The 12522-nt window shown below is 36.8% G+C and carries 12 protein-coding genes; 6 read left to right on the top strand and 6 right to left on the bottom strand.

What is annotated here, in order from left to right; genetic code table 11:
* Nucleotides 1-158 precede the first annotated feature (158 nt).
* Nucleotides 159-422, top strand: coding sequence for a hypothetical protein (locus ACKU4N_RS13150; protein ID WP_321316924.1), 264 nt, complete (start codon nucleotides 159-161; stop codon nucleotides 420-422).
* Between the two features lie 88 nt (nucleotides 423-510).
* Here ACKU4N_RS13150 and ACKU4N_RS13155 read toward each other — a convergent pair whose 3' ends face one another.
* The gene (locus ACKU4N_RS13155; RefSeq protein ID WP_321316926.1) at nucleotides 511-1254 is read right to left on the bottom strand and encodes a DUF6261 family protein; all 744 of its coding nucleotides are present in this window, start codon (nucleotides 1252-1254) and stop codon (nucleotides 511-513) included.
* Nucleotides 1255-1643: 389 nt separating this feature from the next.
* Between ACKU4N_RS13155 and ACKU4N_RS13160 the strand changes: the two genes are divergently transcribed.
* The 3 genes from ACKU4N_RS13160 (at nucleotide 1644) to ACKU4N_RS13170 (ending at nucleotide 4419) form a co-directional block, all read left to right on the top strand.
* Nucleotides 1644-2815 (top strand): IS3 family transposase gene (locus ACKU4N_RS13160; protein ID WP_321316928.1). Its coding sequence is split into 2 segments (ribosomal slippage): nucleotides 1644-1890 and nucleotides 1890-2815, totalling 1173 coding nucleotides; the frame shifts between segments, so codons are not numbered across the junction.
* Between the two features lie 483 nt (nucleotides 2816-3298).
* Complete coding sequence (locus ACKU4N_RS13165; RefSeq protein WP_321316930.1) at nucleotides 3299-3682, top strand: hypothetical protein; 384 nt, start codon at nucleotides 3299-3301, stop codon at nucleotides 3680-3682.
* A complete protein-coding gene (locus ACKU4N_RS13170; protein WP_321316932.1) occupies nucleotides 3682-4419 on the top strand; it encodes a hypothetical protein in 738 nt (245 codons plus the stop codon). Before ACKU4N_RS13165 ends, ACKU4N_RS13170 begins: the two co-directional genes overlap by 1 nt.
* A 69-nt stretch (nucleotides 4420-4488) precedes the next feature.
* Here the strand turns inward: ACKU4N_RS13170 and ACKU4N_RS13175 are convergent, their stop codons facing one another.
* Nucleotides 4489-4779, bottom strand: a complete 291-nt coding sequence (locus ACKU4N_RS13175; RefSeq protein WP_321316933.1) for a tetratricopeptide repeat protein — start codon at nucleotides 4777-4779, stop codon at nucleotides 4489-4491.
* A 151-nt stretch (nucleotides 4780-4930) separates the two neighbouring features.
* Here ACKU4N_RS13175 and ACKU4N_RS13180 point away from each other — a divergent pair, with 151 nt between their 5' ends.
* Entirely contained in the window at nucleotides 4931-5527 is a 597-nt protein-coding gene (locus ACKU4N_RS13180; protein WP_321316935.1) for a flavin reductase family protein, read from the top strand.
* A 250-nt stretch (nucleotides 5528-5777) separates the two neighbouring features.
* Here ACKU4N_RS13180 and ACKU4N_RS13185 read toward each other — a convergent pair.
* The 4 genes from ACKU4N_RS13185 to ACKU4N_RS13200 form a co-directional block, all read right to left on the bottom strand.
* Nucleotides 5778-6949 (bottom strand): IS3 family transposase gene (locus ACKU4N_RS13185; protein WP_321316928.1). Its coding sequence is split into 2 segments (ribosomal slippage): nucleotides 5778-6703 and nucleotides 6703-6949, totalling 1173 coding nucleotides; the frame shifts between segments, so codons are not numbered across the junction.
* 351 nt (nucleotides 6950-7300) lie between these two features.
* Entirely contained in the window at nucleotides 7301-7762 is a 462-nt protein-coding gene (locus ACKU4N_RS13190) for a DUF4293 domain-containing protein (RefSeq protein ID WP_321316937.1), read from the bottom strand.
* A gap of 203 nt (nucleotides 7763-7965) precedes the next feature.
* The gene (locus tag ACKU4N_RS13195) at nucleotides 7966-10395 is read right to left on the bottom strand and encodes a DUF5916 domain-containing protein (protein ID WP_321316939.1); all 2430 of its coding nucleotides are present in this window, start codon (nucleotides 10393-10395) and stop codon (nucleotides 7966-7968) included.
* 220 nt (nucleotides 10396-10615) lie between these two features.
* Nucleotides 10616-11428, bottom strand: coding sequence for a prohibitin family protein (locus ACKU4N_RS13200; RefSeq protein ID WP_321316941.1), 813 nt, complete (start codon nucleotides 11426-11428; stop codon nucleotides 10616-10618).
* Between the two features lie 185 nt (nucleotides 11429-11613).
* On the opposite strand from ACKU4N_RS13200, the gene ACKU4N_RS13205 reads away from it, so the two are divergent.
* Nucleotides 11614-12489, top strand: coding sequence for a nucleoside phosphorylase (locus ACKU4N_RS13205; RefSeq protein WP_321316942.1), 876 nt, complete (start codon nucleotides 11614-11616; stop codon nucleotides 12487-12489).
* The last annotated feature ends 33 nt before the right edge of the window (nucleotides 12490-12522 follow it).

Below are 12522 nucleotides of genomic sequence, written 5' to 3' on the forward strand. Positions count from 1 at the left end.
TGCATACCTGCAGTGGATTAAAAGCGCAATAAGCCACAGGTAAAAAAAGTGAGTCATGCTGCAGGTACACCATATCGAAAGAGCGTTAAATATATCCGGTACTGCCGTATTCAGGGGGCTAAATCACAATTTCAAAATTAAGCGCAAAACAAAAAAGCTTGTTCGAGGCACGATTAAACAACCCGGCCAGCAAGCCAATGCCACAGCATCCTGTTTGCACACCAGTTGCACCATGTGTTAGTCCTTCGCAAACAATCATTGAGCAATCGGCTTTGATGCCAGCACCAAAAACAACCGAATTGCTGCCCGACAGCATCACCAACAAAACCGGAAATCATCAGGAAAGCATCGTATTGCCGGTAAAACCGATCGGGAGAGAATCGGGCAAACGATTAAAAACAGTATTTATGCCACTGATTTAAAGCATAAAAATACCGGAAACAATTGAATGCCTCCGGTACTAACCCCAGATACCAAAACGGTATCGAACCCATAAAACAACAAGAAAAATTATTCGCCTGTGCTGATTTCTTCCACAACATCCTTAGCAGACCGCCCTGCACGCTGCTGTAAAAGTGCATTGGTTTCTTCCGATACAATGTTTATTTCTTTCACCAATTTCGAATAAGCAGGATCTGTATTTAAATCACACATCACATCCAAATATTTAAAAAAGGTCTCAAACTCTTTTCTGATTTCTTTACACATCTCGCTGCGAATCTCCTCGTTCCGATCCAGTTTCGCATTCCCTCTTGCCTCAACTGCTTCGGTAAATTCCTGTTCCGCTTTTTCAAGCTCTTCCAACCATGGCTCTCCAAGCATGTTTTGCAAACAGCCGCTTAAAAACGGACTGTTTTTTATTTTTGCAAACAAAGCAGTAAGAACAGCCGATTCCTCTAACATCGGGAGGCGGGTAATGCCACTGCCATAACTTTCTATTTCATTCAGAATTGCTTTGCCCGCTTCGCTAACAACAGGATTTAAACGTTTCGAACATGCCTCGGCAAAAGTTGCAAAGGCAATCATTGCCTGATCTCTCCTGCTGTCGCATCCGGTTACATTTATAGTTAACAACTGCGTGTTCACTTTCTTGCCCGATTCCTCAAGCCTGCCTTTCGAATTTTCGATTCTGCTTTTGAAAGGCTCAAAAGTAACACTATCTGTAACAGCATTTGTTATCAGACTGTAAACACGGGCCGTAAAGGTTAGATATTCGGCAATACGCATGCGGTAAAACAAAGGATACTTAATCATGAAGTATGTTTATTACGTTAATATTGAATCTATCTAAGTTATCATTTTACTGATTAACAAAAAAGCAATAATTAAAATTATATTGTTCTACTCCTAAAAATACGCAAGCCAATACTCCTGTCTGCCAAAAGTAAAATCAGCGAAACATCAGTAAAACATAAGCACACACCACTTCGAATATTCTTATTTACATTCAAACTAAACAACGAAATCAGCCGTTTTCCTTTGCAGATATCCAAACAAGCTAAAAATGAAACAGCCCTGCATAGCCTGAAGCCCTTCCCGCACCTTTGGTTTGCTGCCCTGCATTGGTACAGGCCCTCAATAAAATGTGGACATGCTACATTTGTTGGTACAATGGTTACGCCCGAAATTCTTATATTTAAATTATGGCGAAACATTATGAAACAGAATTTAAGTTGATGATTGTGAATCTACTTAAATCGGGACAAAGCGCGAAGCAAGTGTCTGAAGATTACGGATTAAACGACAGCATGATTCGAAGATGGCGAAGAGAAACATTAAGCAATAAAGAATCTTTCACAGGAAAAGGTAATATTTCTTTAAGTCCGGAACAGCAAGAGATATCCCAGTTAAGAGCAGAATTAAAAGAAACTAGATTAGAACGTGATATATTAAAAAAGGCGGTCAGCATCTTCTCCAAGAGCGACAATTGATCTATAATTTTATGGATAAGCATAAAAAGATATATCCTGTTGGGAAGATGTGTAAGCATTTAAAAGTAAGCCGGAATTCATATTACCACTGGAAGTCAATTAAACTTACCAAAAAGAAGTACTCAAGAAAAGCGATTCTGGTAAATGAGATTAAAAAGATATTTAAAGACAGTAGACAAACCTATGGAAGTCCGCGTATTCAGGTTGAATTGGAGAAGATTGGATATAAAATATCTAGAACTTATGTTGGTAAACTAATGAAGGCAGAAAACATTCGGTTCAAGCCTAAAAAGCGATTTATTAATACAACTTACTCTAAGCATGGTTATAAGATTGAAAAAAACACTCTTGACCGGCAATTTAAAGTTGAACAGCTAGGTAAAGTATGGGTATCTGACATTACTTATATTAGAGTTAATGACAAGTGGATTTACCTCACAACGATGATTGATTTGGCGGATAGACAAGTTGTTGGTTGGTCGTTAAGTAAAGATATGACCTATGAAAACACGGTTCTTAAGGCATGGAATATTGCACGTAAGCGAAGACAAATAATAGATGGATTTATTCTTCATTCGGATAGGGGCGTTCAATATGCCTGCAATAAAATAAGGGATATTTTTATGGATAATGATAAGATAAACAGAAGCATGAGCAGAAAGGGAAACTGTTGGGATAATGCCGTAGCTGAAAGCTTTTTTAAAACGATCAAGTCGGAAATGATATACCGAAACAAGTTTAAATCATTTACTCATGCATATAACCATGTATACGATTACATCGAAAATTGGTACAATGTTAAAAGAATACACTCTAGTTTGGGATATAAAACACCTTTAGAAAAAGAAATTGAATTAAGAGCTTATTATAAATTAGCGGCCTAATCTTTTTGTACCATATTTTGTTGCAATTCCAATGGAGAAATTGCATCTCACGGCATTGCCAGCCTACCTGCCAAGTTTGCTTTGCCCCCCGGCAAACCTGCAAACCTCCCCCGCACTTTTACGAAGTGCTCCTGCACCACTGCCAGCCTCAATGCCAACAGTGCGAAGCAGGCTCACACTTGTGCGGGCACCACCCAAAAAATTGCCGGCAGGGCAAACAGCAGGTTAAGATGCCCACCAAAACAGTACGAACCGGGCTTTTAGTACGTTAACCATACCACGACAATGTTACAGACAGGGCTTTTACTGAGTGAAGATGGTGCTCGTGAGTGTTTGGTGGGGGTATTGAATGGGTATTAGATAGCATTATAAAACCAAGGGCGAAAGCCTAATGGCAGCAATAAAATAAAATACTTAACAATATTTTGAATATTTATTAACTGTATGTATTTTAGATGAAATTTTACAAAACCTTACCCTATTATGGAAGAATTAACATCTAACTACTTCATAATTTTTATCCCAATAATAATTTTCTCTATTACAATTGGAATGAAAATGTTTACTGGAAAAGACATTCATGACATCACATATGGACAAGCCTTCTTAGAGATACCAATTGATTTATTATTCATATCCGTAACCTTAACTATTACATTTCTAACCAAAAGCTCCGGGAACGTCCCACTTGGAGTTATATTACTTTTATTTGAAATTCTCCTTGCTCTATTCACTGTTATTATCTGGAGACATTCCGTAGAAAAATTGATTAACAATAATTTAGTTTCCTGTGGAGCTTTAGGGATCTTAAACTATATTATATCAGGAATTTCACTAACTGGCATCATCTATTTAAATACATTATAATGACAAATGAATTTATATACATTGGGTTGTTAATTATAACAACAATGTCTTCGACACTAATACTTATTCTGTTTTACATACAACGCAAAAAAGAAAAACACAATGAATTAAAACAGACAAAAGCAGAACTTTCGTATATGCGAACATTCTTTGAAAAAAAGTTAATAGACATTAATCAAAAAATGATGCAAGATTCTGATAGATGGAAAGAAGTTAACCATCTACTTTTATCCTATAAACCAATCATTAACGATACATTTTTTGATAAAAAAAGAGCATTCAATAGTTCATTCTTCAACAACTTTGGAATCAATTCAGAAAAAATTGAAGTGAAAAAAGATCAAGTTTTCTATTTGACACCTTTTATTGACAGTGAAAGAGAAACTTTTTATGATGTTGAAGCAATATGCCATCGAATGGGATTTAAATGTTTTAAAGGTGATGAAGAATTTATAACCGGAGATATTTTCACTTACATTCTTAATAAAATAATGGAATCACGAATTATTATTGCAAATATAGATGGTCGTAACCCAAATGTTTTTTATGAACTAGGAATTGCCCAAGCGATTGGAAAACCAACATTATTAATTACTAGAGACATCAACAATATGCCCTTCGATATAAAATCTCAAAACATTATTATTTATCAAGACGCCGATGAATTATCAAACAAACTTTCACTAATGCTAAGTAGTCTTCTAGTTAATGAAGATAGAGCATCTTTTGAACAATAGTTTTAATACAACAAAAGCCTAACAATCCAAATTGTTAGGCTTTTGTAAACTCCGTAGATCCTTGTCTGTTTAAGGATTGTACAAATCGGGATTGAAAAAATCCATGATCGATTTAATCATCTCGATTTTTACATTTGCTTTTTTATGATCTGACTGCAGATCGGCTACGCGGATGTAGGCACTCAGCGCTTTTGGCAATTCACCCAACTGGTGGTGCATTTCTGCCAGCTTAAAAAGTGCCTCGATATTTTGCGGCTCAGCCAAAGCAAGCTCCTTGTATTTTTCCAAAGCAGAACGAAAGTCCCCTTCACTTTCGAGCTTTATGGCGTCTAACTGTATATTTTCAATATCCTTATTCATGCTTATGTTGTTTTAGCAAAGCAACGTGTGGCCTGCCTGTGTTTGTGAGCAACAAATGTAAGGAAATTTGAATTTGTTTGGATTAATTGTGTGCATCTTATCGGTAAAGAAACAGTTATTTGTATTTTAGCGACACTAAAACGCTACAAGTATGACAAAACAACACTGGAAACCCGGAACCATGGTTTATCCCCTGCCTGCCGTAATGGTAAGCTGCGGCAGCACACCCGAAAATTATAACATCATCACCATTGCCTGGACAGGAACCATTTGCTCCGATCCGGCCATGTGCTACATATCTGTTCGCAAGAACCGTCATTCTTACAACATCATTAAAGAAAGCGGCGAGTTTGTAATTAACCTTACCACGAAAGATTTGGCCTATGCCACCGATTGGTGCGGCGTGAAATCAGGTAAGAATTTCGACAAATTCAAGGAAATGAAACTTACTCCCGGAAAATCGAAAGAAATAGCTGCTCCCATTATCGAGGAATCGCCACTGAGCATAGAGTGCAAGGTGACTAAAATAGTGGAATTGGGTTCGCACGATATGTTTATGGCCGAAGTGGTAAACGTTCAGGCCGACGAGCGATACATCAACGAAAAAGGGGAATTCTCATTGGCCCAATCGGGTCCTTTGGTTTACTCGCACGGCCACTACTTCGAATTGGGAGAGCTAATCGGTCGTTTTGGCTACTCGGTAATGAAAAAGAAAACCAAGGAAAAAATTAAAAAGACGAAAGGTTAGGAAAAGTCTTGAAAGGGTCTGGAAAGGGTCTGGAAAGGTCTTGAAGGGTCTAAAAGTCGAAGGTCGAAAAGTATGACTGGTAGAAATTCATCAATCAGCGCACCAATTGGCATTCAGTTCGACGGTGGGCCCCATAGGTGAAAAAGTCGTTAAAAACAGAATTCCATGAGCGAGGTACGAAAGAATATTATTCTGTTTAGACTTTGAACCGTAATGGGTTGGAATTGCAACAAAATATGGTACAAAAAGATTAGGCCGCTAATTTATAATAAGCTCTTAATTCAATTTCTTTTTCTAAAGGTGTTTTATATCCCAAACTAGAGTGTATTCTTTTAACATTGTACCAATTTTCGATGTAATCGTATACATGGTTATATGCATGAGTAAATGATTTAAACTTGTTTCGGTATATCATTTCCGACTTGATCGTTTTAAAAAAGCTTTCAGCTACGGCATTATCCCAACAGTTTCCCTTTCTGCTCATGCTTCTGTTTATCTTATCATTATCCATAAAAATATCCCTTATTTTATTGCAGGCATATTGAACGCCCCTATCCGAATGAAGAATAAATCCATCTATTATTTGTCTTCGCTTACGTGCAATATTCCATGCCTTAAGAACCGTGTTTTCATAGGTCATATCTTTACTTAACGACCAACCAACAACTTGTCTATCCGCCAAATCAATCATCGTTGTGAGGTAAATCCACTTGTCATTAACTCTAATATAAGTAATGTCAGATACCCATACTTTACCTAGCTGTTCAACTTTAAATTGCCGGTCAAGAGTGTTTTTTTCAATCTTATAACCATGCTTAGAGTAAGTTGTATTAATAAATCGCTTTTTAGGCTTGAACCGAATGTTTTCTGCCTTCATTAGTTTACCAACATAAGTTCTAGATATTTTATATCCAATCTTCTCCAATTCAACCTGAATACGCGGACTTCCATAGGTTTGTCTACTGTCTTTAAATATCTTTTTAATCTCATTTACCAGAATCGCTTTTCTTGAGTACTTCTTTTTGGTAAGTTTAATTGACTTCCAGTGGTAATATGAATTCCGGCTTACTTTTAAATGCTTACACATCTTCCCAACAGGATATATCTTTTTATGCTTATCCATAAAATTATAGATCAATTGTCGCTCTTGGAGAAGATGCTGACCGCCTTTTTTAATATATCACGTTCTAATCTAGTTTCTTTTAATTCTGCTCTTAACTGGGATATCTCTTGCTGTTCCGGACTTAAAGAAATATTACCTTTTCCTGTGAAAGATTCTTTATTGCTTAATGTTTCTCTTCGCCATCTTCGAATCATGCTGTCGTTTAATCCGTAATCTTCAGACACTTGCTTCGCGCTTTGTCCCGATTTAAGTAGATTCACAATCATCAACTTAAATTCTGTTTCATAATGTTTCGCCATAATTTAAATATAAGAATTTCGGGCGTAACCATTGTACCAACAAATGTAGCATGTCCAGGTAACGAAGAACTGCAGCCTAGCCCTTTTGGTTCTTTTATGGTAATGATAAAAGAACAGCCCGTCTGGCTTGAAGACAAAGGTCAAAAATCGAAAGGTCAGGAAAGGTCTTGAAGGGTCTAAAAGTCGAAGGTCAAAAAGTCGAAAGGTCTTGAAAAGTCTGGAATAGTCCAAAGGTCGAAGGAGATTATTACCTCACACTCATAACTTTTAACTCATAATTTATAACTCTCAACTAATAACTAACAAAAAACCGGCTCAAAAGCCGGTTTTGTTTGTTTATTCTTGGGGCGCTTACCGTATCCGATCCATAGAGCGGATTAACGCTTCATCTTTACCAATTTCGCGTATTGCCAAATAACTTAGCACCAATGCAATCAATGGGAATGCATTAATAAGACTATAACTTGTAATGGCATTTAGTTCTTTTGCCTGACTGCTTATACTGTAATAGATTAGTCCCATTGCACCAATCATGCAAATCATATTAAACACAGTTAAACGAATCTGAAGCATTCTTTTCTTGAATAAGAAAATAGTAACAAAACTAATTAAGGCAATAATGCTTAATAAAATGGCAACCGGCATGGCATTAAAAACGGCAGGCTCCCCTTCCTGCAACGCAGGAATTCCCCGGTATAAAAATTGATATACTGCACCTGATGCATCAACCAATTCCGCCAAAGGAAAAAAGAACATGACTGCAATTAAAACAAAACTCCCTAACAGGTATAAAGACTGAATTCTTTGTATCATCGTATTTCTATTTTTTTTGTACAAATTTAAACTTAAATACAAAAGCAGCAAACGAAAGTCTGCTGCTTTTTACCATCATTACTTAATACTAACTAATCACACTAGTAAAAAATATACATGCCTTGCAGAATTACCCCTAATCACAAAGCAAATTTTCCATCAGCTTTTGCAGCAAGTTACATCTGCAAAATTTAAGCAGGCTACTAACCTTTTCGTTTTAACGACATGTAGTCGATGTAATAGATCATTTTAACAGACAAGCTGTTAAACTGCGTTGCGTCGAATGTATTTTTTAAATTATTCACAAAACGATGGGCAACTTTATCGTCCTCATTAAATATCGAATTCTTCCAGACTATTGCTAATTCACTTCCCGGAGCGAATCTCCACGAGTAAACCATGTCAATGGTAAAGCTGTTAAAATTGATGTCGTTGTTCTCGTTGTAATCAGTGGCATTTAACCGGCCATCCGATTGCAAAGCATAAAAGCTGTTGTATTCAGCTTTTGCCCAGTAATGCCTAAGCTTCATTGTTAATGAGCTTTTATTGTTGAAAATCAAACTTCCTGTCAGCTTATTTTCCAAATAAGAATTGTTTCTGTCTCCGATATAAACTTTCGTTCTGCCATCAATTTCCTCATCATCAACATATCCCAAATCATTCAAACTCCTTCCCCATTCCAGCTGATAACTCATCACAAAGCGATCGCTGAAACGGTAACGGGGCTCGATCTCAAACTCGAACACCTGCAAATTATCGCCCCCCAATCTTTTCCCATATTCACCCCGAACATCAATGGCCAATGCCTTCCTGTAATCAGATGAAATCCACGCTCCGGCAAATGCTGATGATCCTTTTCTTAGCTTCCATCCGTCAACTCTGGGCTCGTCCCAATCGTACTGATGCAATGGTCGGAAATTACCATAAATACCCACATCGGTATAACTTTTAAATTTCATTTGCCCATTGTAATATATCGTAAACCTGGAAAATCTTCTTGGTTTATATCTTGCCTCGTGACTCAATTGTATGTTCCAGTTTCTTACCAAAACAGAACCTTTTGGCTCAGAATTGTTATAGTATAAGTTCAGATTATTCAGAATCACATTGTTTCGATTCAAATACCCCATATCGTTAGGATTGTATTTATCCGAAATCATTCTGTGGTAAAAATCCCAGTTAAATTTCCCCTTAATTCTGCCAAACTCCAGCTCATGATAATGACCAATTTCATCGGATTCTCCTTTCCCGAATCGGGAAGAAACAATACCCTTTCCTTTTAAACCATACGATCGTTCTTTGTTCCTGAATTCAAACTCTGTTCCACTAACATTGGCAACATATTCCAGCTCAGGCATGTACACATTTGTATTAAACAAACTGACATACGACTCGTTTTTTAAACTCTGATCGAACACCAACATATTGTAATTCGAAAATGGTTGAGTCTTTACCTTCCTGCTCTCTCCCGAAAGGGTATCAGTAAGTTCGGCATAAGTATTTTTAGTCATCGCATTAAAAACACCAATTCCTAAACCCTTGGTATTCCGGCCTGATATTTTTGTTGCATTGATAATTTTTGTCTCTATCGGATTTTCTGTGATGTCCTCATTCTCTTTTAACTGATCTTCTAAGTCATCCATATGAAAAGGACGTCCCCCAATTCTTCGCGAATAGAAAATCTCTCCACGATTGAATAACTCTGTGGCCTCGGTAAAAAACTGTCTGTTCTCATCGAATTTTACCTCAAAGGGCGATAAATTAAGAATCTCATCATCAGACTGTACCTGTCCAAAATCAGGAACCAGCATCATATCCAAAGTATAACTTTCGTTGATTCCGTATTTTAAATCCATTCCTCCCCTGTAATTCACATCAACAGACGATTCATCAGAAGATTTATCGAAATATGTTGAGAAATAAGGCGTAAACGACAGGCGAACCGGAGGATTTACATTCTCAATTCCTTTGAGCACACCACTCTGACTCACCCAGCCAGATTCTTCCTTATCAATAAAATTCCATGTAACCTTTTCACGCACACTCTGAATGTTACGAACGATATTCATTCCCCATTCCTGAATTTCTTTGGCGGGAAAACGCAATGCTGAATAAGGAATTTCTATTTCGGCACTCCAGCCATTCTCATTAATCATGACGGCACTATTCCAAACAGCATCCCAACTTGAATCTTCATTGCCCTTTACAACTTTGGCGTCCCACTGCACTCCTGCCGGAGTAACAATAAACTCAAAAGCATCAAGACCATTGTTGAACGGATCGATAAGCAGAGATAAGAAATCAGTATTATTCAGTTCATCACGCTTACTCAATTCCTTAAGAATTCCATCAGAATTGTTATCATACATCATCACACCAACAATAATGGAATGATCCGTATAAATAAATTTCGCTTCTGTTTTAAAATTGGATGGTTTGCCATTCGATGGCTCATACTGAATAAAATCTCCGGCAATCGGAACCCCTTTCCATACATCATCAGTAAGATGTCCGTCAATCTCGGGTTTATTTATAACCCGAACAGCAGTAAGTTCTTTTTTGAGAGTTAAACTATATGCGGGCAAAACAAATAAGCTTGTAATCAGACAAGTCAGCAACAGCACTCTCTTCATGGTGGCAACAATCTTTTAGGGGTTTAGCAATAACTAATGTGGTAACTCTCACACTACTATCATATTTTATGCCAACACAACACCAACACTTAATTTACAGACACTTACTTATTTTTCGTTCAAAATAAACTGAACGTTTACGGAACAATGCTGTTCGCCTACGGACATAAAAAAAACCGCTTGATTGCTCAAGCGGTTATGAAAATCTCATTTTAATACTTTAGTTGTTTCCAAGAATCAATGGCATTCCATCTTTTCCACTTCCAATAACTACAACTTTAGAGTTTGGAGATTCAGAAAGCTTAATGGTAGCCTCAATTCCTCTCATTTTCAAAAGGGCCTCAGTTAAACTACTATTAATAATTTTATTCGCAACAGCTTCACCGTCGGCAGCAATTCTCTTTCTTTCTGCCTCACTTTTTTCTTTATCCAATCTAAACTGATAGGCAAGAGCTTCTTGTTCCTGCTGTAATTTACTTTCAATAGCTGTTTTAATTTTCGCAGGAAGATTAATCGAACGAATTAACAAGGCCTTCATTTGAATGTTATTCTTTTTCAGAATAATAGAAGTCTCTTGAATGATAGCATCTTCAACTTCTTTTCTTTTTGTAGAATAAATTTCTTCAGCATTATATCTACCAGCTACCTGTCTCACCGATGATCTAACCTCAGGAATAACTAACTGATTAATATAATCTTTACCAAAAATCTCGTGCAAATATCCAATTTTATTGTACTCCGGATTGAATCGAACAGACACATCAATATTTAGTGATAAACCACTTTTATCCAAAACATCCATGGTTTCTTCACTTTTCTGCTCACGAACTATATAAACATTCATCTTATTCCAAGGAGCAATAATATGAAATCCTGGTTGAGCAACATGCTCTTTGTCCAGTCCTCCGGAAAATTTACGGAAAATAACTCCACGTTCACCTGGTTGTAAAGTAACGAACATACTCGATCCTGATAAGACCAAAATTACGGCCAAAATTCCCAGAACAATTAAAAAATAAGGTTGCTTCTTCATGATTTTGTATTTCAATTATATTTCTAATTCTTGTTAAATATAGTACAATTATGTCAGATTTTGAAGAATCTTGCATGGGTAAATTTGAAAATCACGTCTCTTATCAAAAGAAACTATTTGGTTAGTTTGAAGATTGAGTTTTTTTACATATTTTCGGCTCTTTACTCTTGTAAATTTTAAAAATCATGGAAAAAATAAAATCATCAGAATTAATAATAAATCCTGACGGAAGTGTTTTTCACTTACACCTTAAACCGGAACATCTTGCTGACACAGTAATTCTCGTTGGAGATCCCGGACGTGTTGAGTTAGTTGCCAGTTATTTTGACAGTGTGGAATGTACGATATCAAACCGCGAGTTTGTAACAAAAACCGGAAGCTATAAAGGAAAACGATTTTCGGTTCTTTCAACAGGAATTGGCACCGACAATATAGACATTGTAGTGAACGAACTAGATGCTTTGGTGAATATCGATTTGGAAACACGAACACCTAAAAAAGAGCACACCACTTTAAATTTGGTTAGAATTGGAACTTCCGGAGCTTTACAGGGAAATATTCCTGTTGATTCCTTTTTGCTATCCAACAAATCGATAGGATTTGACGGAATGCTAAATTTTTATGCCGACAGAGATTCCGTATCCGAATTGGATTTTGAAGATGCATTTAAGAAGTATGTGAATTGGGATCATAAACTAGCTTCTCCCTATGTTGTTCCCGCATCAAAAAGCCTATTGGACATTTTAGATGGCGGCGACATGACCAGAGGTGTTACTATCTCGGCGAATGGATTTTACGGACCTCAGGGCAGAGTTCTTCGCCTTCAGACTTTGGATCCTGATTTGAATGATAAAATCGAAAAATTCGAATACAAAGGAGAGAAAATCACCAATTACGAAATGGAAAGTTCGGCAATATTTGGACTTTCAGCAATGTTAGGACATGAGTCGGTTGCTGTTTGTGCAATAATTGCGAATAGAATTACCAAAGATGCAAGCAAAGATTATCATCCAACGATAAAAAAACTAATTCAAACCGTTTTAGATCGACTAAGTAAATAGCTTTTGCCCTTACTATCAAATATTTAACCCGCA

Origin of the sequence: Labilibaculum sp. (genome assembly GCF_963664555.1) — a bacterium.
In the GTDB taxonomy this organism is placed as follows: domain Bacteria; phylum Bacteroidota; class Bacteroidia; order Bacteroidales; family Marinifilaceae; genus Labilibaculum.